Origin of the sequence: Mycobacterium sp. SMC-19 (genome assembly GCF_045310815.1) — a bacterium.
In the GTDB taxonomy this organism is placed as follows: Bacteria; Actinomycetota; Actinomycetes; order Mycobacteriales; family Mycobacteriaceae; genus Mycobacterium.
The window spans coordinates 210,477-232,033 of the sequence record NZ_JBJIAM010000003.1; the positions used below are offsets into that span (position 1 = coordinate 210,477).

The following is a 21,557-nucleotide window of genomic DNA, read 5'->3' on the forward strand; positions in this document are numbered from 1 at the left end:
CACCATCCAGCGTCGGCTGCTCGTCAGTTACGACGCTGATGGCTCCAACACCTTCTTGGCGGCGCGCTTCTCGGCCACCTTGGCCTCCCGCTCGAGCCGGCGCTGCTTGGCCAGCTCGAACTTCTCGCACGTCTCGTCCAGCTCGGCGACGATCTTGGCGATCCCCTCCTGGTAGCGGGCGGCCTCGCCGCTGAAACTCCGCTCGAGGATGCCCCACTTCTTCAGCACCGGCATCACCACGTCGTCGCGGTGGATCATCGGGTCGTAGACACCGCCGACCGCGATGATCACGGCCTTGCGGCGGAACTCCGGCACGACGAACCCGGGCATCTGGAAGTTGGCCAGCACCCGGTGCAGCGAGCGCATCGCCTGTTCGGGCGCAATGTCGAAACCGACGGCGCTCACGTCACGGTAGAAGATCATGTGCAGGTTCTCGTCGTGCGAGATCCGCGCCAGCAGCTGGTCGGCGATGGGGTCGTTGCAGGCCTGGCCGGTGTTGCGGTGCGAGATCCGGGTGGCCAGCTCCTGGAAGCTGACATAGATGACCGAGTCGAACAGGCTCTCGGCGAACAGGTCGCCGGAGACCTGGTGGTTCTGGCCCGGGCTGAAGCCGCGGTTGACGGTCTCCATCCGCAGCGTTTCCAGTTCGATGGGGTCGCAGTTGCGGGTGACCACCAGGTAGTCGCGCAGGGCGATGCCGTGGCGGTTCTCCTCGGCGGTCCAGCGGTTGACCCAGGTGCCCCAGGGGGCGTCCATGGTGAAGTTCATCGCGATCTCGCGGTGATACGAGGGCAGGTTGTCCTCGGTCAGCAGGTTCTGCACCATTGCCGTCCGAGCGACCTCGGACAGTTTCGACTGCTCAGGATGCCAATCCTGCCCGCCGAGCGCGTAGTAGTTCTTGCCGTCGGACCAGGGGATGTAGTCGTGGGGGTTCCAGTCCTTGGCCATGGAGAAGTGTCGGTTGATGAGTTTCTCTACGACGGGCTCGAGCTCGTGCAGCAACTCCACGTCGGACCATTCCCGCGTCATGCCAGCTCCCCAGATATCTGTGTCGACTAGTTGCAGGCAATATATCTGTGTCTGTCGGTAGCATCAAGTTTTGGCCGTGCGTGTTTGGCTGTGAACTTGTGGCCCCGACCTAGCGCGCGATTTGCGCAGTGAGCAGCATGTCGACGCAGAAGTCGATGAATTGCTCGCGGCCGGCCTTGAGCTGCCCGTTGAGGTAGGCGGCGAAAAGGGTGGTCAGGGCGCCGATCAACCCGGTCGCCACCATCTGCCGAAGCGCCGAGTCGCCGATCTTGGTAAGAGTGCGCTGCAGCATCACGATGAAGTCCGGCATCCATTTGGCGCCGGCGCGATACAGGATCGGTTCGCTCTCCGGGGCCAGCAGCAGCACCCGGCCGCGCGCCGGGTCGTCGACCATCATGGTGACGAAACGTTCCACGCCCTCCCGGGGATTGTGGGTGGACAGCAGTGCCGCCAAGGCCCGGGTGCACACGTCGTCGTACACCTCGCGCACAAACTCGTCGCGGTCGGCGAAGCTCTCATAGAAGTAGCGTTCGGTCAGCCCGGCTGCGCGACAGGCTGACCGGATGGTCAGCGTGGGCCCGCCCGCATCGCCGAGTAGTTGCACGCCGACCGCGAGGAATTCGTCTCGGCGCAGGGCTTGACGCTCTGCCAGTGGGACTCCGGACCAGCGGCCCCGACGTTGGCTGGAAGACACTCCGCATCTCCTCAAGCTCGTTCTGACAACGCGTGTAGTCAAATTCGGCGACGTTCGACGTGGGCTCCATCATGACGCAAGGCGCTTCGGCTTAAGTGAACGCCCCGCCGGTGTGTGTCGACCGGCGGCGCCGAGCGGGGATGGCTGGGCTACGTCGCATTGGTCCAGACAATAAGGCCGGCAGGCCGCCGGGTTCTGCCCTTGACTCTGCGCTTGCCGCTGCGGAATAGTGTTCTTCAGAACAAAGAATGACATATGTTGTCCGGACAAATTCGCGATCTCGGTGACCGCCGGGCGTGCGAATTACGGTCGGTGCCAGGTGAAAGCGGGTCATGGCGGATCACTGCACTCCTCCCAGCCTGTTGAGCGATTCCAATCCCCTGGACCTGCACGGCCGGATCGTGGTGGTGTCGGGAGCCGGCGGCGGCGGAATCGGCACGACGATCACCGCGATGGCCGCGCGGGCAGGGGCCACCGTGATCGCGGTGAGCCGCTCGCAGGAGAACCTCCGTGAACACATCGCGCCGTTGGCCGACCGAGGCCTGTCGGTGATACCGGTGGCGGCTGACGCGTCCACCGACGAGGGTGTTGCCACGGTGCTCGATGCGGCCCAAGAAGCCGACGGGCGGCTCTACGGACTGGTCAATGTCGCCGGTGGCGCGGATCCGGCGACCTGGATGCCGTCGACCAGGGTGGCGCGCGCCGATTGGCGAAAGATCTTCACGCACAACCTGGAGACCTCCTTCTTCATGAGCCGCGCGGTTGCCGCCGCCCTGGTGGCGCAGCAGCTTCCGGGCTCGATCGTGTCGATCTCCTCCATCAGCGGGATGAACACCGCGCCGTTCCACATCGCCTACGGCACGGCAAAGGCCGCGATCGTTGCGATGACCCGCACTATGGCAGTTGAGTTGGCGGCGGCCGGGATTCGAGTCAACGCAGTGGCTCCGGGAGTCACCAACACCGCTGCCTCGGCCACCTACACCGACGATGATCCCGATCGCGATCTGCAGGCGATCGCCATGGGGCGCCGCGGCCGGCCCGAGGAACAGGCCGGGCCGATCCTGTTTCTGCTGTCGGACCTGGCCAGTTACATCACCGGGCAGACCTTGCTGGTCGACGGCGGGCTCAACCTCAGATGGACACACCTCGACGCCGACAACACCTCACTGTTCCTCAAGGACGACACCTTCCGCGCTGCGATAAGGAGGATGTGATGACCGATCCGGTCCAGGGTTCAAACGACGAACTCGCCAGCCCGGTCACGATCGGTGTCGAGGCCTACACATGTCCGAGCTACGCCCGCGCCGAGCGAGACAAGTTGTGGCGCAAGGTGTGGCAACAGGTCGGGCGGATCGAAGATCTGCCGGAGGTGGGCAGCTACCTCACCTATGACATCCTCGAGGACTCGATCATCGTCGTCCGCAGCGGGCCGGACGAGTTTCGGGCCCACCACAACGTCTGCATGCACCGTGGCCGCCGGCTGATCGACACTCCGGCCGGGGCGAAGAACGCCTGCGCGCGAACCCGCAAGTCGTTCGTCTGTGGATTCCACGGCTGGACCTACGGACTCGATGGAACCTGCACCCACATACGCGAACAGGATGACTGGCAAGGAACGTTGACGCCCGCGAACACCCATCTGGGTTCGGTGCGAGTCGACACCTGGGGCGGCTGGCTCTGGATCAACATGGACCCCGACAGCGAATCGCTGGCCGACTACCTGTTCCCGGCCGCGAAGATTCTTGAACCGTTCGGCCTGGAGAACATGCGCTACAAGTGGCGCAAATGGCTGGAGTTCGACTGCAATTGGAAGGTCGCGATGGAGGCCTTCAACGAGACCTACCACGTCTACACAACCCACCCGGAGTTCAACAGGTTCGGTGAGTTCAAGGGCTGGGCACGGGTGCAGGGCAAGCACAGCAACCTCGGCTACGACGCTCCCGACGATCTGGAGGCGACCAAATCCAAGATCCGGCTGGGGACCGGCGCCGATCCGCGGGTGTCGACCGCGGAGATGCAGGTCTACACCATGGAGGAGACCAACGCCACCACCACCGCCACCCTGGTGAACGCCGCCAAGCGACTGGTCGACGAGCTGCCCGAGGGCACCCCGGCCGACAAGGTCCTGCAGCACTGGCTGGCCTCGGCGCGCCGCGACGACGCGGCCCGCGGGGTCATCTGGCCGACGATTCCCGCCGACGTGCTCGGGCAGGCCGGCACCGCGTGGCAGATCTTCCCGAACTTCCAGATCGGCCAGGGACTCACCAGTGCCCTGTGCTACAGCGCTCGGCCGCATCCCAGTTACAACCCCGACAAGTGCATCTTCGAAGTCTCGGTGTTCGAACTCTTTCCCAAAGGTGAAGAACCGCAGACGCAATGGGAGTACACCCCGGTGGGCGACCCGGGCTGGCGCTCGGTTCTTCCACAGGACTTCTCGAACATGGCAGCGGTGCAGCAGGGAATGAAGTCCCTCGGTTATCCCGGCGCCAAGCCCAACCCCTACCGGGAGCGCGCCATCGTGAACCTGCACCACCAGTTGTCGAAGTACATGGGCGCCGGTGCGCCTCAAGAAATCCCGACAGGAAACGATCGATGACGGACTGTCCGCCGACCCAGACTCCCGATGACTTCGACATCGAAGCGCTCCGGCACAAGTACGCCGATGAGCGGGCCAAACGCATTCGCGCCGACGGCTCCAGTCAGTACCTTGAAGTCAAGGATGATTTCGTGGAGTTCGCCGAGGTCGATCCGCACACCGCGGTGACTCCGCGGGAACCCATCGACGCCGACATCGAGGTCGTGGTCCTCGGGGGTGGCATCGCCGGACTGCTCGCCGGCGCATACCTGAAGAAGGCCGGCGTGCCGGACGTGCGGGTGATCGAGATGGGGGGCGACTTCGGCGGTGTCTGGTACTGGAACCGCTTCCCCGGAATCCAGTGCGACAACGACGCGTACTGCTACGTCCCGATGCTCGAAGAGCTGGACTTCATCCCCTCCAAGAAGTTCGCCGACGGCGCAGAGATTTTCGCGCATTGCCAGAACCTCGGTAAGCACTTCGGCCTCTATGACGGGGCGATCTTCTCGACCCAGGTGCGCACCGTCCGCTGGGAGGAACAGATCAAGCGCTGGCGGCTGACGACGAACCGGGGCGACGACCTGCGGGCGCGTTTCGTGGTCATGGCGCAGGGCTCTTACAACCGGCCCAAGTTGCCCGGTATCGCGGGCATCAAAGAGTTCATGGACGCGGGCGGCCACGTCTTCCACTCGGCCCGCTGGGACTACGACTACACCGGCGGCGACGCGAACGGTGGCCTGGACAAGCTGGCCGACAAGCGGGTGGCTCTGGTTGGCACCGGCGCGACCGGTGTGCAGTTGGTCCCGCATCTGGGTCGGGATGCCAAGCAGCTCTATGTTTTTCAGCGCACGCCGTCGTCGGTGGACTTCCGGGGCAACGAACCCACCGACCCCCGGTGGGCCGCTTCGCTACAGCCGGGTTGGCAGGCCGAACGCAAGCGCAACTTCCACCGCTGGTCGCCGTTCGAGGGCGTGGTGTTCGACGCCCCCGACATGGTGTGCGACTTCTGGACCGAGTTGGGTCGCAACCTGACCGCTCGCATCGGCGCCAGCCCCGACCCGACGGCTCTCGGCGTCGAGGAGATCATGGCGATGCGGGAGGAAGAGGACTACAAGATCATGGAGCGGCTGCGCCGCCGGATCGACGACATCGTCGAGGATCCGCACACCGCTGAGGCGCTCAAGCCGTACTACCGGTTCATGTGCAAGCGCCCGACCTCCAGTGACACCTACCTGCCCGCGTTCAATCGGCCCAATGTCACCCTGGTCGACGTGGCCGAATCCAAGGGGGTCGAAAAACTCACGGAGAAAGGCATTGTCGCGGGAGGCGTCGAGTACGAGGTCGACTGCGTCATCTTCGCCAGTGGTTTCGAGATCTCTACGGAGATCAGCCGTCGGTACGCGATCGACGTGATCGAGGGACGCGCCGGGGTATCGCTGTTCGACCACTGGCGCGACGGGCACCAGACCCTGCACGGGATGACCAGCCGTGGGTTCCCCAACCAGTTTCACACCGGCTTCATCCAGGGCGGCGTGTCGGCCAACACCACCGCGATGTTCGAGCAGCAGGCCGAGCACATCGCCTACATCATCGCCGAGACTCTCAGGCAGGGGGCGACGGTCGTCGAGCCCAGCCAGGAGGGTCAGGACGCCTGGGTCAACACCATCCGGGAGTTGGCTTTCGACAACTCGGCGTTCGATTTATCATGCACGCCGGGCTATTACAACAACGAGGGCCGTGGATTCGGCGACGCGAGCCGCTCGTTCCTGGGCGAGGTGTACTCGCCGGGCTTCTACGCCTTCGACGATCTGCTGAAGGAGTGGCGCGAGGCGGGCGACCTGAAAGGCCTGGACCTGCAGTGACATCGAAGACGACGACTACAGCACTGCCGACACGGGATCTGACCGAGCGCATCGGAACCGAGGTCCGTGCCGACAAGGACGCGCTGCTGTCCGGTGTTCACGCGGGCGCCATCCGCGAACTGCTGGAGCAGCGCGGCGTACTGGTGTTCCCGAAGATCGGGCTGACCGATGCCGAGCAGGTGGCTTTCACCGAAACGCTCGGCGCAGTTGCGCCCGAGCGTGATGGCGAGGCGGTCTACGACGTCACGCTCGACACAACGGTGAACAAGCAGGCCGACTACCTCAAGGGGTCGTTCTACTGGCATCTCGACGGCACCATGAACGAGGTGCCGATCTTGGCCTCGCTGTTGTCCAGCAAGGTATTGCCGGCCGGCGGCGGCGGGGACACCGAATTCTGTAACACCTACGCGGCCTACGACGATCTCTCCGACGACGACAAGGACCAGCTCGCGTCGTTGCGCGCCATGCACTCGGCGTGGAACTCGCTGTTGTACTACGACCCTGAACCCGAATTCGCGACGCTGCGTCAGATGATGGCGATCGGGGAGTGCGAGCTGCCGGTGGTCTGGACGCACCGCTCCGGTCGCAGGTCGTTGATCCTGGGCTGCACTGCCAGCCACATCGTCGGGATGGACCATCGGGACAGCGCCGAAACGCTGGTGCGGCTGCGTGATTGGGCCACTCGTCCGCAGTTCGTCTATCGGCACCAGTGGTCGGTCGGGGATCTGGTCATGTGGGACAACACCGGAACCATGCACCGGGCGTTGCCCTATGACCCTGATTCCGGCCGGATGCTGCGCCGGACCAAGCTCGCCGGTGAGGAACCCTTCGCTTGAGCCGAAACCAGGCTGCGGATCTGAACTTCGACGGCCGCGTCGCCGTCGTGACCGGCGCCGGGCGGGGACTGGGCCGCGCCTACGCACACCTGCTGGCGCAGCGGGGAGCCACCGTCGTCGTCAATGACACCGGCGCCGACCTCACCGGTGACGGGGTGCGCGTGGACCCGGCCGAGCGGGTCGCCGCCGAGATCCGCGACGCGGGCGGCGCCGCGGTGGCCTGCACCGCGTCGGTCGCCACACCCGAGGGCGGCGAGGCGATTGTCGGCGCCGCACTGGAGCGCTACGGACGGGTCGACATCCTGATCCACAATGCCGGAAACGTCCGCCGGGCCCCGTTGCGTGAGATGAGTTCGGACGACTTCGACGCGGTCCTGGACGTTCATCTGCGTGGCGCTTTCCATGTGGTGCGGGCGGCCTTCGGCGCGATGTGTGACGCAGGCTACGGTCGCATGGTGTTGACCTCGTCTATCGGCGGCATCTACGGCAACGCCGACGTGGCCAACTATGCGGCCGCGAAGGCGGGCGTGATCGGGCTGAGCAACGTCGCGGCGCTGGAGGGCGCAGCGCACGGCGTCCGGTGCAACGTGGTGGTCCCGGCGGCGGTGACCAGGATGGCCGAGGGGATCGACACCTCGGCGTACCCGCCGATGGAACCCGAGCTGGTGGCGCCGGTGGTCGGCTGGCTCGCGCACGAATCCTGTTCGGTCACCGGTGAAGTGCTGATCGCCCTGGCCGGTCGGGTAGCCCGGGCCGCGCTGGTCGAGAGCCCCGGTGTGTATCAACCGTCCTGGACGATCGGGGACGTCGAGTCCCGGATCGAGGCGATCCGGGACGTCACCGAACCCGTGATCTTCCCGGTTGTGCCCGACGGGCACGCCGCACATATCCGATACAGCTTCGGGATGGCCCAGACAGGCCAAGCCGAGAAACCCCAGTAGTCGAAGGAGTGTTGTGATGCGCGAATACACCCAGTTCTACATCGACGGCCGGTGGGTGGACCCGGCCGAATCGAAGACGCTCGACGTCGACAACCCGGCCACCGAAAAGGTCTGCGGGAAGATCGCACTCGGCACGGCGGCAGACGTCGACCTCGCCGTCGCCGCGGCCCGGCGGGCCTTTGACAGCTGGTCGCAGAGCAGCCGCGCGGAGCGGCTGGATCTGCTGCAGGCGATCCTCGCCGAGTACCAACGGCGCAGCGGCGACCTGGCCGACGCGGTGAGCGAAGAGATGGGGGCGCCGCCCAGTTTGGCCGCCGGGGTGCAGATCAATCTCGGGGCCGGTCATCTCGTCACGGCGATCGATGCGCTGAAGAACTTCTCGTTCAGCGAGCAGCGCGGCGACACCCTGGTGGAGCGCGAGCCGATCGGAGTATGTGGTCTCATCACGCCGTGGAACTGGCCGCTGAACCAGATCGCGGTGAAGGTCTACCCGGCGTTGTCCACCGGCTGCACCATGGTGCTGAAGCCCTCTGAGGTCGCGCCTTTCTCGGCGTACATCTTCACCGAGATCATGGACGCCGCGGGTGTTCCGGCCGGCGTGTACAACATGGTCAACGGCGACGGGCCCGGAGTCGGCTCGGCGCTGTCGCGGCACCCGGACGTCGACATGGTGTCGTTCACCGGCTCCACCCGCGGCGGCGTCGCGGTGGCCGAGAACGCCGCCCCGACCGTGAAGCGGGTGACCCAGGAGCTGGGCGGTAAGAGCGCCAACATCGTGCTCGACGACGACGCGTTCGTCGACAGCGTCACCGCCGGGGTGTCGGCCATGATGGTCAACTCCGGGCAGAGCTGTAACGCGCCGTCACGAATGCTGGTGCCGAACTCGCGGATGGACGAGGCCATCGCGATCGCCCATGCGGTCGCCGGCCAGGTGAAGGTCGGCGACCCCGCCGATGCGAAGGCGATCGGACCGGTGGCGTCGGCGGCGCAGTTCGCCAAGGTGCAGGGCCTGATCCAGCAGGGCATCGCCGAGGGGGCGACGGTCGCGGCCGGCGGCGCCGGCCGCCCGGACGGGCTCGACACCGGTTACTTCGTCCGACCGACGGTCTTCGCGCGGGTGACGAACCAGATGACGATCGCGCGCGAAGAGATCTTCGGGCCGGTGCTGTGCATCCTTGGGTATGACGATCTCGACGAGGCCGTCGAGATCGCCAACGACACCGAGTACGGTCTGGCCGGCTACGTCTCGGGTGCCGACATCGACGCCGCGCGGGGAATCGCCCGCCGGATCCGGGCCGGCTGGGTGGCGATCAACCACGCCTTCGACCTGAACGCACCGTTCGGCGGCTACAAGCGCAGCGGCAACGGTCGCGAGTGGAGCGACGCGGGATTCCACGAATACCTGGAGACCAAGAGCACTTTGGGCTACGGGGCGGCCGGCTGAGCGCGGCCGCGCCGCCCTACTCGTAGTGCACGGTGATCGAGCCGCCCTCGGGCAGGCCCTGGCAGGTCAGGATGTAGCCGTCGGCGACCTCGTCGTCGTCGAGCACCGTGTTGTTGAGCATGGTCGCGCTGCCCTCGGTGATGTGGGCGATGCAGGTGCCGCAGTTACCCGCCTCGCAGGAGAACGGGGGCGCCAGTCCGGCGCGCCGGGCGCTCTCGAGCAGGGTCTCGCGAGCGACCCGAGGCACCGTTTCCTTCTGGCGCCCGAGGTGGATCGTCACGGTTCCGGTCACGTCGGCGTCGGCGTCGGCGTCGGTGCTGGTCGCTGGGGCCGCGGCCGAAGACGGGGCCGGAGTCGGGGCGGTCGCCACGTCGAAGTCCTCGATGAGCAGGCGGCCCGGACCCGGCCAGGCCGCGCGCACCACATCCATGAATCCCGCCGGTCCGCACACGTAGCAGTCCGCGCCGGCATCGGCGCCGATGAATGCCGCCACCGCGGCGCCGTCCAGTAGGCCGTCGTCGGCGTCGCAATGCCGCTGCACGGTCAGTCGGCCGGGGTAGCGGGCGGCGAGCTCGTCCAACGCGCTCCCGAAGATCGCCGCGGACGCATCCCGGTCGGCGCAGAGCAGCCGCACGACGCGGTCGGTGGTCGCCAGCGCGCTCTTGGCCAGCGACAGGATCGGCGTGATCCCGCTGCCGCCGGCGAACGCCAGCAGTGGAGCCGTCGACTCCTGCAGGCAGAAGATCCCCGCCGCGCGGGTCATCACCAGCTCATCGCCTTCAGCGACGTTGTCCAACAACCAGTTCGACACCTTGCCGCCGGGAACACGCTTGACCGTGGTCATCAGCTCGGTGTCGGTCTCCGGAGCGCTCGACATCGAGTAGGACCGGTACAGCTCCTCACCGTCGACCCGCACCTGGAACGTCGAGTACTGACCGGCCCGGTAGGGAAACGGCGGTTCCTGTGGCGCCAGCACGAAGGTGTAGGCGTCGGCCGTCTCCTTGACGATGCGCGTCACGGTCGCTCGCTGGAAAACATGAGTGACCGCCATGCCCACCCCTTCCGGTTTGCGTTCTTCGCTTTAGAGAATACTATTCTCTCCAACCGATAGGATCTTCTCAAATGTCGCCAGGATCGTCCACCGCAGTGCTTGCGTTCGAGGATCGGCAGTGGTGCCTGCCCGAGCTCGACGCGCTGGCCGGTGACCTGGCAGCCGCCCTGGTGGCCGACGGCGTGCGTGCCGGGGACCGGGTGGCGCTGATGTCGTCGAACCGGCCGGAGTTCGTCATCGCGGTGCGTGCCATCTGGCGCGTGGGGGCCGTCGTCGCGCTGATCAGCCCCGCCTGGAAGCGCGACGAGGTGGCGCACGCCCTGGCGCTGGTGCAACCCCGCTGCGCCCTCGGTGACCAGCCGGTGCTGGCCGAGCTGATGCCGATGCGGCACCTGGACGACGAGATTCCCGCCGGCACCTGGGAGGGTGATCCACCACCGGCCGGTTCCGACGCGCTGCTGGTGTTCAGCTCCGGCACCACCGGGCTGCCCAAGGCCGTGCGGCACACCCACGCCTCGCTGGCCGCGGCGGTAGACCACTGGCGGGATGCGTTGGGGCTGCACGCCGCCGACCGGATCCAAGTGGCCACTCCACCGTCGCACATTCTCGGGCTGCTCAACATCCTGACCGCGCTGAGCGTCGGGGCGTGGGTGCGCTTGCACCGGCGCTTCGACATCGACGCGATGCTGCAATCGATCGGCGCGGACCGGATCACCGTGGAGATGGCGGTAGCGCCGATCGCCCTGGCTATCGCCGCGCATCCGGAACTGGAATCGTTCGACCTGTCTTCACTGCGTTTCATCATGTGGGGCGCCACCCCGGTGACCGCGGCCGTCGCCGACACCGTCACTCGGCGCACCGGCGTGCCCTTCGTGCCCGCCTACGGCACCAGCGAACTTCCGGTGATCGCGTGCAGTCCCGCCGGCGCCGGGCGCCTGGACACCGTGGGCCGGCCGGTACCCGGCGTGCAGCTGCGGGTAGTCGATGTCGAAACCGGTGAGCAGCTCTCGGCCGGTGCTCCCGGCGAGATCCTGGTCAGGTCCGCTTCCTTGATGGCCGGCTACCTTCCCGCATCGGCAACCGCAGAAGCCGTGCGTGACGGATGGTTTCACACCGGCGACGTCGGATACCTCGACGCCGGCGGCTGGTTGCGGATCACCGACCGCTGCAAGGAGATGATCAAGGTGCGCGGCTTTCAGGTCGCTCCCGCGGAGATCGAGGCGGTGCTGCACGAGCACCCCGCGGTCGCGGACTGCGGTGTGTTCGGGGTGCCCGACGAGCGTGACGGTGAGGCCGTCGTCGCTGCGGTCGCACTCTGCGTCCCGGTCGGCGACGACGAGCTGTGCGCGCTGGTCAGTGACCGTCTGGCGTCCTACAAGCGTCTGCACCGGGTGGTGTTCGTTCCCGAGATCCCCCGGTTGCCTTCCGGAAAGCTGTTGCGCCGACTACTGAAGGAGCGCCTATGGATGTCCGGCTGAATGCCGAGCAGCGCCAACTGCGAGATGCCGCGGCCAAGCTTGCCGACGACCTCGGACCGGGCTCGGTGGCCGAGCTCGACGACGCGGGTCGGATAGCGCGGCTGGAACGCGCCGTCGCCCAGACCGGCTGGCGCGCTTTACGTTCCGACGGCGCATCGGGAGTTGAGGTGGCGATCGTCGCCGAGGAGTTCGGTCGCGGCCTCGTCGACGTGCCTTTCCTCGGCCCGGTGCTTGCCGACGACCTGCACCGCCAGGTGGCACTGGGCGAGGGCCCGGTCACCGTCGCGGTCGGTGACACCGCCATCGACGCGCGCGGCGCCGCCCAAGCGGTGATGGTGCGCGAGCGTGCGGTGCTGACCGCCCCGATCGGAGGCTTGCGAACCGGAGCCGACCTCACCCGGCCCATCGCCGACCTTGCCGGTGCGGCGCAGCAGGTCGGCGAGCTCGGCGCCGAGGATGCGTTGCGTTGGCAGGCACTGGCATTGGCGGCAACGTGCGCCGATCTGGTCGGCACCGCACGCGGCGCGCACGGCCTGGCATGCGACTACGCCAAGATCCGTGAGCAGTACGGCAAACCCATCGGCTCCTATCAGGCCATCGCCCACCTGCTCGCCGAGGGACTGGCGCTGATCGAGGGCTCGGTGAGCGTGCTGCGACACGCGGCTTGGGCCGTCGACGAGGCACCCGCGGCCGACGCGGTGCGCGCCGCCCGGATCGCCAAGATCTACTCCGCGCGCGCCGCCCGGACTGTCTGCGAGACCGCGATCCAGGTGCACGGCGGGATCGGCAACACCTGGGAATGTGCGGCGCACGCCTACCTGCGGCGAGCGCTGACTTCGACCGGCCTGTGGCCCGTGACGATAAGGGAGATCGCCGATGGACTTTCGTGATTCGCCCGCCGAAGCCGACTTCCGCAGCGGACTTCGGGCCTGGCTGACCGAGCGGGCCGGTACCTTTCCCGCCGCCGGGGACGACGAGTACTGGGAACGCCAGGGCGAATGGCATCAGGCACTGTATGCGGGCGGATTCTTCGGGGTGTCCTGGCCGCGCGAGTTCGGCGGTCAGGAGCTGCCGCCGGTCTATGACGTCATCGTCGACGAGGAACTGGCCGCCGCCGGCGCGCCCCCGCGGCCGAGTCTGGGCTATCTGGTCGTCGGGCTGGGCCGACATGCCAGTTCCGAACTGCAGCAACGGTTCCTGCCCGGCATGATCGACGGCACGCAGCGCTGGTGTCAGGGATTCTCCGAACCCGGGTCCGGCTCGGACCTGGCATCGCTGACCACCACCGCGACCCGTGAAGGCGACGACTACGTCATACACGGGCACAAGATCTGGACCAGTTACTCCGACGTCGCCGACTGGTGTCTGCTGTTGGCCCGCACCGATAAGGACGCGCCCCGGCACCGCGGCATCTCGGCGTTCATCATCTCGATGCACCAGCCCGGAATCGAGCAGCGGCCGCTGCAGATGATCAACGGTGTCACCACGGAATTCGGTCAGGTGCTCTTCGACGGCGCGCGGGTGCCGGCGAGTCAGATGGTCGGTGCGCCGGGGGAGGGCTGGGCGCTGGCGATGACGGTGGTCGGCCATGAGCGCGAACCGTCGACCCTGGGTTACTCGGCCCGCTACGGCAAGCTGGTGCGCCAGATGGCGAAGCGCGTAGCCGGAGACGTCCCGGAGGAATTGGCCTGGGCGGCAGTGGAAACCGAGATGCTGCGGTTGCATGTGCGCCGGCGGCTCTCCGAACAGCTCGACGGCCTCAGCCACGGCCCGGAAGGCTCGCTGGACAAGCTGCTGATGACCTGGGTGGAGCAGTCCGTCGGCCACGCCGCGCTGGCGGTCGGCGGGGTGGACGACCCGGATCTGCTCAGCGCCTACCTGTACAGCCGCGCCCAGAGCGTGATGGGCGGAACCTCGCAGATTCAGAAGAACATCATCGCCGGCCGAATCCTGGGATTGACGTCGTGATCGCGAACGCGGACGAAGTCCGGGTGAAGCGGGTCACGACTATTGACGCAGTGATCGCGAACGCGGACGAAGTCCGGGTGAAGCGGGTCACGACCATTGACGCAGTGATCGCGAACGCGGACGAAGTCCGGGTGAAGCGGGTCACGACTATTGAAGGAGTCTGAGACATGTACGACATGCCTGCTGAAATCGACGTGCGTGCCGACGGCCCGCTGCGAATCATCACCCTCAATCGCCCCGATGCGCTCAACGCCGTCAACGACGCACTGCACACCGGCCTAGCGAAACTGTGGCCCCGGTTGGAGGAGGACGACGGGGCGCGCGCGGCGGTGCTGACCGGCAGCGGGCGGGCGTTCTCCGCCGGGGGCGATTTCGCCTACCTCGACGAACTGCGGCGCGATGAGAAATTGCGTGCCAAGACGATTGCGCACGGCCGCGATATCGTGCTGGGCATGGCACGCTGCCGTACCCCGGTGATCGCCGCGGTGAACGGGCCCGCCGTTGGTCTGGGCTGCAGTCTGGTGGCGCTGAGCGACATCGTCTACGTCTCGGAGTCGGCTTACCTGGCCGATCCGCATGTGCAGGTGGGTCTGGTCGCCGCCGACGGCGGACCGCTGACCTGGCCGTTGCAGATGAGCCTGCTGTTGGCCAAGGAGTACGCCCTGACCGGAGCCCGTATTCCGGCGGCTCGGGCAGTGGAGTTGGGGCTGGCCAATCACGTGGCGGAAGACCCGCTCGCGGAGGCGATTTCGTGTGCCAGGAGAATCGCCGAGTTGCCCCGCCAAGCGGTGGAGAGCACTAAGCGGCTGCTCAACATCCACCTGGAGCGTGCGGTACTGGCCACGCTGGATTTCGCCAACATGGCCGAAGATCAGTCCTTCAAGACCGACGACTTCGCTGCCATCATCGATCGGCTCACCACGAACAAGAACTGACGGTGTCGATGACCATTGCCGAGTTGCTTGCCGCGGCGCGCGGGGGCTCCGTCCGTGCCACCGGCCGCTTGCTCAGCATGGTCGAAAGCGGCCGGCGCGCCGAAGTCCTGGCCGCCGTAGGCCCGGCCGCCACGCGAGTCATCGGGGTGACCGGACCGCCGGGGGCGGGCAAGTCCACCACGATCGCTGCTCTGGTGGGGGCCTACCGACAGCGCGGCCTGCGGGTGGCGGTGCTTGCCGTCGACCCGTCCTCGCCGTTCAGCGGCGGCGCCCTGCTGGGCGATCGCATCCGGATGGCGGCCCACATCAACGACCCGGAAGTGCTCATCCGGTCGGTGGCGGCCCGCGGCCACCTGGGCGGACTCGCCGAGGCGGTGCCCGCGGCCCTCCAGCTGCTCGCCGCGCTCGGCTTCGATGTGCTGCTGCTGGAGACGGTCGGGGTGGGCCAATCCGAGATCGAGATCGCCGCGATCGCCGACCCGACAATCGTGGTGCTCAATCCCGGCGCCGGTGACGCGGTCCAGGCCGCCAAAGCCGGATTGCTGGAAGTGGGCGACATCGTGGTGGTCAACAAGGCCGACCGGGAGGGTGCCGAGCAGACCGTGCGTGACCTTCGCATCGAGTTGCACCACACCGGCGCACCGATTCTCACCCTGATCGCCGCGCGCGGCGACGGCCTCGACCACCTGGTGGACACCATCGAAGCCCACCACCGCACCGACAGTCGGGAGCGCCGGCTGGCCCGGGCGCGGGCACAGATCCTGTCACTGGCTCAGACCCGGCTGCGCGCCCATCCCGCACTGGACCGGCTCACCGAACGGGTGGTCGACGGGACCGACGATCCCTACTCCGCGGCGGAGCGCCTGTTGTCTGACTAGCCGACTGGCTACTCTCGTCGCATGGCTTCCACTCCGGCCGCTACCCAGTTCCGTTTCATTCCCCGCAGCGCGGCGCAGACGCGCATCCTTGATGCCGCGCTGCAGTTGATCGGTGAGAACGGCGTCGGCGGAACGTCGCTGCAGATGATCGCCGATCTGATCGGGGTGACCAAGGCCGCGGTCTACCACCAGTTCAAGACCAAGGAAGAGATTGTCGTCGCGCTCACCGAACGAGAGCTGGGGGCATTGGAAGAGGCGCTGGAGGTCGCCGAAGCCGAGCAGAGTCGGCCTCGGGCTCGAGAAGTGTTGCTCGACGGCGTTATCGACATGGCGGTACGCCGACGGGGCGCGGCGAGCACCCTGCAGTTCGATCCGGTGATCGTCCGGCTGTTGGCCGAACATCAGCCCTTTCAACAGTTCATCGCGCGGTTGTACGGCGTGCTGGTCGGCGACGCCGGCGACGACGCGGTGGTGTCGGCGGCGATGTTGTCCGGTGCCATCGCTGTTGGGGTAATGCATCCGCTGGTGGGCCACGTCGACGATGACACCTTGCGTGCCCAATTGCTGCGGCTCACGAAACGATTCATCGAGGCTCCCGCGGGGCATTGACCGTCGGATAGCCGTTCGGCTATCTTCGGGTAGTCGATCGGCTAGCGGGATGTTCCGGTGCACGTGGTCGCCCGACAGGCCGCCGGGGGAGCAGCGAAGGGATCACGGGAATGCAGATGATCGCCGAAGCAGAGGAGACGCCCCAGTCCACCGCATTCCGGGCGCAGTTGGTGCTGCTGTGGTCGGGGCCGGTCGTCGGCGCGGTATTGCTCGCGCTGTTCGCGACCTTCCCGGGGTTCTTCCCGCCGATGTCACCGACCATGTCCGCGGCGCAGGTTGCCGAGTTCTACGACCAGCACCGGTCGTGGATCCGGCTCAGCATGGTCGGGTTCAACCTGTGCGGGATCATGATCGTGCCGTTCCTGGTGTTGATCGTGGGCCAGATGAAACGGATGTCCACCCAGAGTCATGTGTTCGCCTACGGATACTTGGCCGCGGTGGTCAGCGGCGCAACGCTTTTCGCGCTGTCCAATATCTTCTTCGGGGTGGCGGCGTTCCGGCCCGACCGCAGTCCCGAGGTGGTCGAGGCACTCAACGACCTGGCCTGGATGTCGTTCATCGCACCGGTCGGAATGATCGTCGGGCAGTTCGCGATGCTGGCCTGCGCCGTCTACGCCGACCGCGGTCCCGATCCGGTCTTCGGCCGCTGGGTGGCTCACCTGTCCGTGGTAACGGCCCTGGCGATGCTGCCCTCGGTCGCGGCGACCGTGTTCAAAACCGGGCCGCTGGCCTGGGACGGTCTCATCTCGTTCTGGGTGCGTAACGGGGCGTTCGCGGTATTCGTGTTCGCGATGTTCTTCGCGCTGCGAGATGCCCTGTACCGGCAGGGCGTTGCCGAGGGCGTGCTGCGGTGAACATCGCCACCCTGCTCTACGGCGACGACGTCGACGCCACCCCACCGCCCGATGCGGGCAAGCCCGATGTGCGGGTGGTGTGGTGGATCTTCGTGGGGTTCTACGGGCTGATGGGCCTGGGGGTGTGCCTGCTGGGCCGGGTGACACCGCCGCCCCGGCCCGACGTGGGCCCGGAGCAGATGCAGGACTGGTTCGCCCAGCATGCGACGACCATGCACTTCGGCTTCGTGTTGCTGCTGGTGATCACCGGCGGGGCTGCGATCTCCAACGGCCTGGTCGGCTACCACATGATGCGGATGACATCGGGTTCGGTGCTGGCCTACGCCTACATCGGGGGGATGGCGGTCGGCGCCGTCCCAGGCTTCCAGATGGTGATCCTGTGCTATTCGCTCGGGGCGTTCCGGCCGGACCGTGACCCGGAGATGGTGCGATTCTTCTACGACCTGGGGATGCTGTCCTACAACGGCTCCCTGGGCTGCTTCACCGCCGCCTACTTCAGCCTGGCGATCGCGATCTTCTACGACAAGAACAACATCTTCCCCAAATGGTTTGCCTACGTGAGCATCTGGCAGATAGTCACCGAGGTGATCGCGAGTCAGATGTGGCTGTTCGACTCCGGTGCATTCGCCTGGAACGGGGTCATCACCTTCTACATCGCGGTCGTGGTGTTCTGCGTCTGGCTGGGGGCGCTGATCGCATTCCTGCAGGTGACGGGTGCGCGCGAGCCCATCGACTCACCACCGATCGTCTGACCGTCTGACTGGGGGCGCATGTGATGACTGACCAGAAGACACCGACCGTGCGGCGACCGCAGATCGGCGTGGGACGCGCGGCGCCCCACCTGCCCGGCGACGGACACATGTGGTTCATGGTGCTGGGCGATCTGGTCATCTTCGGCGGCTATTTCGTGGCATACATGGTGTTCCGCGCGAAGGCGCCCGTGGAGTTTCTGGCTGATCAGCAGCACCTCAACATCACCCTCGGCGTCGTCAACACCATTGTGCTGATCACCAGCTCATGGCTTGTCGTCGAGGGTGTACACGCCGCCCGTGCGGGCAACCGGTCCGGCGCCATCGGCCTGGTCCGTGGAGGAATGGTGTGCGGTGCGCTGTTCGCGGTCATCAAGGTCTACGAATGGACCGCTGAAATCCAAGCCGGATACACCAATTCCAGTACGTTCTTCAGCTTCTACTACGTGCTGACCGGGGTGCATCTGTTCCATGTGGCCCTGGGCCTGATCATTCTCGGCGTGGTGATCCGCGACCTGCGCAATCCTCGCCGGGCCCGGGTCAGCATGGTCGAACAGGGAGCGACCTATTGGCACATGGTCGATCTGCTCTGGGTCGTGATATTCGCACTGCTCTACGTGATGAGGTGAATCGGCGTGACCGCACAGCCACAATCGTTGCTTACCCATCGGCCGGAGCGTCTGACCACCGGAACCTGGCTTGTCCTGGTGGGAATCACCGTGCTGGCCTGGTGGCTGGCTCCGGGGCACAACGCCGGGCCGGTCGAGCCCAGCATCCCCATCACCGTCACCGTGATCGCGCTCTCGGCCATCAAGGCTCGGTTGATCATCCGCAACTTCATGGAGGTGCGCACCGCACCGATCTGGTTGCGCCGCGCCACCGATGGCTGGCTCGCCGTGCTGTGGACGGCGGTGCTGGTGATTTACCTGTTCTGAGCGGGGAATCGGGGCAGGTTCAGCGGCAGATCGTTGTAGGTGGCGATCCCGGGTTCGGCGGCGACGACGGCCGGGATGGCATTGATCGGCGGCATCGCCGTCATGATGTGGCCGAGCTCGAAGAAATCGTCGAGCGACTTCGCCGTGGCGATCAGGTCCGGCGGCGGAGTGAAACCGACCTGCATGTTGACCGTCGGCCGGCCGTCGATGGTGATCTTCCAGCCATCGCCGTCGAGCTGCCAATCCGGCTCCAGCGTTTGACCCTTGCGCCACCGCACGTTGATGTCGATGACGCATTGGCCATTGACGATCCCCTGCCAGCTGGCGAACACCCCGGCCACATGCCCGGCCGGGATCGTCCAGGATGCCATCGATAGATCCGCGGTGGTCTGGGCGTATTCGCACGAGCAGGTGATCTCATCGAGCTCGACGCCCATCGCGTCGGCGACCAGCCGGACCGCCTCGGCGAAGACAGCCGTGCCGTGGGCGGCCATCGGCTCCAGGTCGGGATCGTCGATCGCAGCGCCGAAACCCACCGGCCGCTCGGTGTCGGGAGAGTCGTAGAGGGTGGTGTCGGCCGTCTCGGTGATGGTGATCTTGTCGACCCGGTCGCATGCCGTCGCCGCCACGATCGCCAACAGTTCGGCGAAGCCCGGGCTGACTCCGGACCCGAACAGGGTGGAGCCACCCTTGCGGCACGCCTCATCGAGCCGGGCTCGGTCGTCGCCGAGGTTATGGCCGGTGATGAAAGATGCTGACGTCACAACGTTCACGCCCGCCGAGAGGATCTGTACCAGCTCGTCGACGTTGATCCACATCGGGTTGTAGACGACGCAGTCTGGCTTGAGTGCCAGCAGCGCCGCGGCGTCGTTGGTCGCGGTGACGCCGAGCGGGTCGATGCCGGCCAGCTCGCCGGCGTCGCGGCCGACCTTGTCGTCCGACCATGCGAAGAGGCCGACGAGGTCGTAGTTCGGGTTGCCTGCGATCGCCCGAACGGAGCTCCTGCCGACGTTGCCGGTCGTCCACTGGACGACCCGGTAAGGGGAGGCGGGGGAGTGAACCATGTCGTTATCGCGTTCCGCTGCTACATCTGCGCCCAGACGATCTTCGTCTGGAGATAGGTTTCGATGCCCGCCTTGCCGGATTCGTATCCCCAGCCGGACTGCTTGTAGCCGCCGAACGGCATCGAGTGGTCGAACTGCATCTGACAGTTCAGCCCGACCGTTCCGGCCTTGAGCCGCTTGGCCAGTCGGTGCGCGCGGCCCAGGTTGGACGTCCAGGCGGTCGCGGCCAGCCCGTAGCTGCTGTTGTTGGCCAGGGCTATCGCCTCGTCTTCGTCGTCGAACGGCAGCACCGTGACCACCGGCCCGAAGATCTCCTCCTGGAACAGCCGGCTGGAATCGGGGTCGACGCCTGTGACCACGGTGGGATGCACGAAGTAGCCCTTGCGGTCCAGCCGGTGGCCGCCGGTGACGAACTCATTGCCGTCGGCCTTGCCCTGTTCCAAGTAGCCGAGCACCCGGGTCAGCTGCTTCTGGCTGATCAGCGGACCTGCCATGGCGCCCTCTTCCTTGGGGCCACCGAGCTTCATCATGTTGGCCATGTTCGCCAGGCCCTCGACCACGCGCTCGTAGACACCGCGCTGGACGAACACGCGCGAGCCGCATACGCAGGCCTGCCCGGAGTGCACGAAGGTTCCGAACGCGGCCATGGTGATGGCCATGTCGAGGTCGGCGTCGTCGAAGATCATCACCGGCGACTTGCCGCCGAGTTCCAGGGTGATCTTGTTGAGATTGCTTGCGGCAGAGGAGCGCACGATCTCACGACCGACTTCGGTGGACCCGGTGAACGCGACCTTGTCCACGTCGGGGTGCGCGGTGATCGCCGCACCGGCGGTGTGGCCGTAGCCCAGCACCATGTTGACCACGCCGTCGGGAACGCCGGCCTCGCTCAGGATCCGGTCGAGGACCAGCGCCGACAGCGGGGTCTCTTCGGCCGGCTTGACGACACTGCTGCAGCCCGCGGCCAGTGACGGCGCCAGCTTGGCGCAGAAGTTGAAGACCGGTCCGTTCCACGGGAAGATCAGGCCCACCACGTCATAGGGCTCGCGCAGCGTGTAGACGTGCTGATGCGACTCGATGCCGGTCAGGCCACCGGTGTTCACATCCCGGGCGATGCCGTCGATCTTGGTACACCAGCCGGCGTAGTAGCGGAACCACTCCGAGCCCACCTTGGTGATGATCGCGGCCTGGGAGGCCGGAATGCCGGCGTTGACCGACTCGAGTTCGGCCAGGATCTCGGCGTTCTCGTCGATGAGGTCGGCGACCTTCCACAGCACCTTGGCCCGGTCGTAGTCGGCCATCTGCGACCACACCCCGGACTCGGCGGTGGCCTTGGCCCGGGCGACGGCGTCGTTGACCGCTTCGGGTCCGCAGTCGGTGAACTCGGTCAGCTGCTCTTCAGTGGCCGGATCGATGATCGGAATCACGTCTCCGGTGCCGGGGACCTTACGAATGTCGTCCAACACCGTCTGCACCGACATGGATAATCCCCTTCTCGCATTCGGATAATTGCGTTTGCACGAGGGTATGTGGTTCCCCAGCCGATGTCTAGGGTTCGCGGTGGTCTGCGGCTCAGGCGATCGCGAGCGCGGCGGAGCCGGGCGAAGCGGGTCGCCGTGTGGCGGCTCAGGCGATCGCGAGCGCGGCGGAGCCGGGCG

General features: G+C 66.6%; 22 protein-coding genes. 17 read left to right on the forward strand and 5 right to left on the reverse strand.

The genetic code is table 11. From position 1 onward, the window contains the following. Nucleotides 1–27: 27 nt before the first annotated feature. Together ACJH5R_RS08495 and ACJH5R_RS08500 are read right to left on the reverse strand one after the other, a co-directional pair. Nucleotides 28–1,029 carry an acyl-ACP desaturase gene (locus ACJH5R_RS08495; protein ID WP_406760009.1) on the reverse strand — a complete coding sequence of 334 codons (1,002 nt, stop codon included), beginning with the start codon at nucleotides 1,027–1,029 and terminating at the stop codon, nucleotides 28–30. A gap of 109 nt (nucleotides 1,030–1,138) precedes the next feature. Next, nucleotides 1,139–1,723 (reverse strand): TetR/AcrR family transcriptional regulator, encoded by a 585-nt coding sequence (locus tag ACJH5R_RS08500; RefSeq protein WP_406757916.1) that lies wholly within the window; start codon nucleotides 1,721–1,723, stop codon nucleotides 1,139–1,141. 332 nt (nucleotides 1,724–2,055) lie between these two features. Here ACJH5R_RS08500 and ACJH5R_RS08505 point away from each other — a divergent pair, with 332 nt between their 5' ends. From ACJH5R_RS08505 to ACJH5R_RS08530, 6 genes are read left to right on the forward strand one after another with little or no spacing between them, the layout of a single operon-like run. Then, on the forward strand, nucleotides 2,056–2,937 hold the full coding sequence (locus ACJH5R_RS08505) for an SDR family NAD(P)-dependent oxidoreductase (protein ID WP_406757915.1): 882 nt from the start codon (nucleotides 2,056–2,058) through the stop codon (nucleotides 2,935–2,937). Further along, entirely contained in the window at nucleotides 2,937–4,319 is a 1,383-nt protein-coding gene (locus ACJH5R_RS08510; protein WP_406757914.1) for an SRPBCC family protein, read from the forward strand. The genes ACJH5R_RS08505 and ACJH5R_RS08510 overlap by 1 nt, the downstream gene beginning before the upstream one ends. Then, on the forward strand, nucleotides 4,316–6,160 hold the full coding sequence (locus ACJH5R_RS08515) for a flavin-containing monooxygenase (RefSeq protein ID WP_406757913.1): 1,845 nt from the start codon (nucleotides 4,316–4,318) through the stop codon (nucleotides 6,158–6,160). Before ACJH5R_RS08510 ends, ACJH5R_RS08515 begins: the two co-directional genes overlap by 4 nt. Continuing rightward, complete coding sequence (locus ACJH5R_RS08520) at nucleotides 6,157–6,996, forward strand: TauD/TfdA dioxygenase family protein (RefSeq protein ID WP_406781753.1); 840 nt, start codon at nucleotides 6,157–6,159, stop codon at nucleotides 6,994–6,996. The genes ACJH5R_RS08515 and ACJH5R_RS08520 overlap by 4 nt, the downstream gene beginning before the upstream one ends. Next, nucleotides 6,993–7,937, forward strand: a complete 945-nt coding sequence (locus ACJH5R_RS08525) for an SDR family NAD(P)-dependent oxidoreductase (RefSeq protein ID WP_406757911.1) — start codon at nucleotides 6,993–6,995, stop codon at nucleotides 7,935–7,937. The genes ACJH5R_RS08520 and ACJH5R_RS08525 overlap by 4 nt, the downstream gene beginning before the upstream one ends. 16 nt (nucleotides 7,938–7,953) lie before the next feature. Further along, complete coding sequence (locus tag ACJH5R_RS08530) at nucleotides 7,954–9,381, forward strand: aldehyde dehydrogenase family protein (RefSeq protein WP_406781754.1); 1,428 nt, start codon at nucleotides 7,954–7,956, stop codon at nucleotides 9,379–9,381. 16 nt (nucleotides 9,382–9,397) lie between these two features. Here the strand turns inward: ACJH5R_RS08530 and ACJH5R_RS08535 are convergent, their stop codons facing one another. Beyond that, a complete protein-coding gene (locus tag ACJH5R_RS08535) occupies nucleotides 9,398–10,432 on the reverse strand; it encodes a 2Fe-2S iron-sulfur cluster-binding protein (RefSeq protein ID WP_406781755.1) in 1,035 nt (344 codons plus the stop codon). Between the two features lie 71 nt (nucleotides 10,433–10,503). On the opposite strand from ACJH5R_RS08535, the gene ACJH5R_RS08540 reads away from it, so the two are divergent. The 11 genes from ACJH5R_RS08540 (at nucleotide 10,504) to ACJH5R_RS08590 (ending at nucleotide 18,838) form a co-directional block, all read left to right on the forward strand. After that, a complete protein-coding gene (locus ACJH5R_RS08540; protein WP_406781756.1) occupies nucleotides 10,504–11,910 on the forward strand; it encodes a class I adenylate-forming enzyme family protein in 1,407 nt (468 codons plus the stop codon). Continuing rightward, nucleotides 11,895–12,800, forward strand: coding sequence for an acyl-CoA dehydrogenase family protein (locus tag ACJH5R_RS08545; protein ID WP_406781757.1), 906 nt, complete (start codon nucleotides 11,895–11,897; stop codon nucleotides 12,798–12,800). Before ACJH5R_RS08540 ends, ACJH5R_RS08545 begins: the two co-directional genes overlap by 16 nt. After that, on the forward strand, nucleotides 12,787–13,878 hold the full coding sequence (locus tag ACJH5R_RS08550; protein ID WP_406781758.1) for an acyl-CoA dehydrogenase family protein: 1,092 nt from the start codon (nucleotides 12,787–12,789) through the stop codon (nucleotides 13,876–13,878). Before ACJH5R_RS08545 ends, ACJH5R_RS08550 begins: the two co-directional genes overlap by 14 nt. Next, a complete protein-coding gene (locus ACJH5R_RS08555) occupies nucleotides 13,875–14,042 on the forward strand; it encodes a hypothetical protein (protein ID WP_406781759.1) in 168 nt (55 codons plus the stop codon). The genes ACJH5R_RS08550 and ACJH5R_RS08555 overlap by 4 nt, the downstream gene beginning before the upstream one ends. Nucleotides 14,043–14,045: 3 nt before the next feature. Further along, nucleotides 14,046–14,813, forward strand: a complete 768-nt coding sequence (locus tag ACJH5R_RS08560; RefSeq protein ID WP_406757904.1) for an enoyl-CoA hydratase/isomerase family protein — start codon at nucleotides 14,046–14,048, stop codon at nucleotides 14,811–14,813. 8 nt (nucleotides 14,814–14,821) lie between these two features. Beyond that, nucleotides 14,822–15,691 (forward strand): methylmalonyl Co-A mutase-associated GTPase MeaB, encoded by an 870-nt coding sequence (gene meaB / locus ACJH5R_RS08565; protein ID WP_406781760.1) that lies wholly within the window; start codon nucleotides 14,822–14,824, stop codon nucleotides 15,689–15,691. Between the two features lie 21 nt (nucleotides 15,692–15,712). Then, nucleotides 15,713–16,300, forward strand: a complete 588-nt coding sequence (locus ACJH5R_RS08570; RefSeq protein ID WP_406757902.1) for a TetR/AcrR family transcriptional regulator — start codon at nucleotides 15,713–15,715, stop codon at nucleotides 16,298–16,300. A gap of 110 nt (nucleotides 16,301–16,410) precedes the next feature. After that, nucleotides 16,411–17,154, forward strand: coding sequence for a hypothetical protein (locus ACJH5R_RS08575; protein WP_406781761.1), 744 nt, complete (start codon nucleotides 16,411–16,413; stop codon nucleotides 17,152–17,154). Between the two features lie 2 nt (nucleotides 17,155–17,156). Next, nucleotides 17,157–17,906 carry a hypothetical protein gene (locus ACJH5R_RS08580; protein WP_406781849.1) on the forward strand — a complete coding sequence of 250 codons (750 nt, stop codon included), beginning with the start codon at nucleotides 17,157–17,159 and terminating at the stop codon, nucleotides 17,904–17,906. Nucleotides 17,907–17,929: 23 nt separating this feature from the next. Next, nucleotides 17,930–18,532 (forward strand): cytochrome c oxidase subunit 3 family protein, encoded by a 603-nt coding sequence (locus ACJH5R_RS08585; protein WP_406781762.1) that lies wholly within the window; start codon nucleotides 17,930–17,932, stop codon nucleotides 18,530–18,532. Between the two features lie 6 nt (nucleotides 18,533–18,538). Continuing rightward, nucleotides 18,539–18,838, forward strand: a complete 300-nt coding sequence (locus ACJH5R_RS08590) for a cytochrome C oxidase subunit IV family protein (protein ID WP_406757899.1) — start codon at nucleotides 18,539–18,541, stop codon at nucleotides 18,836–18,838. Here ACJH5R_RS08590 and ACJH5R_RS08595 read toward each other — a convergent pair. Further along, the gene (locus ACJH5R_RS08595; protein ID WP_406781763.1) at nucleotides 18,826–19,902 is read right to left on the reverse strand and encodes a dihydrodipicolinate reductase; all 1,077 of its coding nucleotides are present in this window, start codon (nucleotides 19,900–19,902) and stop codon (nucleotides 18,826–18,828) included. The genes ACJH5R_RS08590 and ACJH5R_RS08595 overlap by 13 nt on opposite strands. Nucleotides 19,903–19,922: 20 nt before the next feature. Beyond that, nucleotides 19,923–21,380, reverse strand: coding sequence for an aldehyde dehydrogenase family protein (locus tag ACJH5R_RS08600; RefSeq protein WP_406757897.1), 1,458 nt, complete (start codon nucleotides 21,378–21,380; stop codon nucleotides 19,923–19,925). Nucleotides 21,381–21,557 lie beyond the last annotated feature (177 nt).

Coding starts and splice junctions, on each gene's coding strand:
- ACJH5R_RS08495 (WP_406760009.1), bottom strand. CDS start 1,029: ATGACGCGGGAATGGTCCGACGTGGAGTTGCTGCACGAGCTCGAGCCC.
- ACJH5R_RS08505 (WP_406757915.1), top strand. CDS start 2,056: ATGGCGGATCACTGCACTCCTCCCAGCCTGTTGAGCGATTCCAATCCC.
- ACJH5R_RS08510 (WP_406757914.1), top strand. CDS start 2,937: ATGACCGATCCGGTCCAGGGTTCAAACGACGAACTCGCCAGCCCGGTC.
- ACJH5R_RS08515 (WP_406757913.1), top strand. CDS start 4,316: ATGACGGACTGTCCGCCGACCCAGACTCCCGATGACTTCGACATCGAA.
- ACJH5R_RS08530 (WP_406781754.1), top strand. CDS start 7,954: ATGCGCGAATACACCCAGTTCTACATCGACGGCCGGTGGGTGGACCCG.
- ACJH5R_RS08535 (WP_406781755.1), bottom strand. CDS start 10,432: ATGGCGGTCACTCATGTTTTCCAGCGAGCGACCGTGACGCGCATCGTC.
- ACJH5R_RS08540 (WP_406781756.1), top strand. CDS start 10,504: ATGTCGCCAGGATCGTCCACCGCAGTGCTTGCGTTCGAGGATCGGCAG.
- ACJH5R_RS08545 (WP_406781757.1), top strand. CDS start 11,895: ATGGATGTCCGGCTGAATGCCGAGCAGCGCCAACTGCGAGATGCCGCG.
- ACJH5R_RS08550 (WP_406781758.1), top strand. CDS start 12,787: ATGGACTTTCGTGATTCGCCCGCCGAAGCCGACTTCCGCAGCGGACTT.
- ACJH5R_RS08560 (WP_406757904.1), top strand. CDS start 14,046: ATGTACGACATGCCTGCTGAAATCGACGTGCGTGCCGACGGCCCGCTG.
- meaB (WP_406781760.1), top strand. CDS start 14,822: ATGACCATTGCCGAGTTGCTTGCCGCGGCGCGCGGGGGCTCCGTCCGT.
- ACJH5R_RS08570 (WP_406757902.1), top strand. CDS start 15,713: ATGGCTTCCACTCCGGCCGCTACCCAGTTCCGTTTCATTCCCCGCAGC.
- ACJH5R_RS08575 (WP_406781761.1), top strand. CDS start 16,411: ATGCAGATGATCGCCGAAGCAGAGGAGACGCCCCAGTCCACCGCATTC.
- ACJH5R_RS08585 (WP_406781762.1), top strand. CDS start 17,930: ATGACTGACCAGAAGACACCGACCGTGCGGCGACCGCAGATCGGCGTG.
- ACJH5R_RS08595 (WP_406781763.1), bottom strand. CDS start 19,902: ATGGTTCACTCCCCCGCCTCCCCTTACCGGGTCGTCCAGTGGACGACC.
- ACJH5R_RS08600 (WP_406757897.1), bottom strand. CDS start 21,380: ATGTCGGTGCAGACGGTGTTGGACGACATTCGTAAGGTCCCCGGCACC.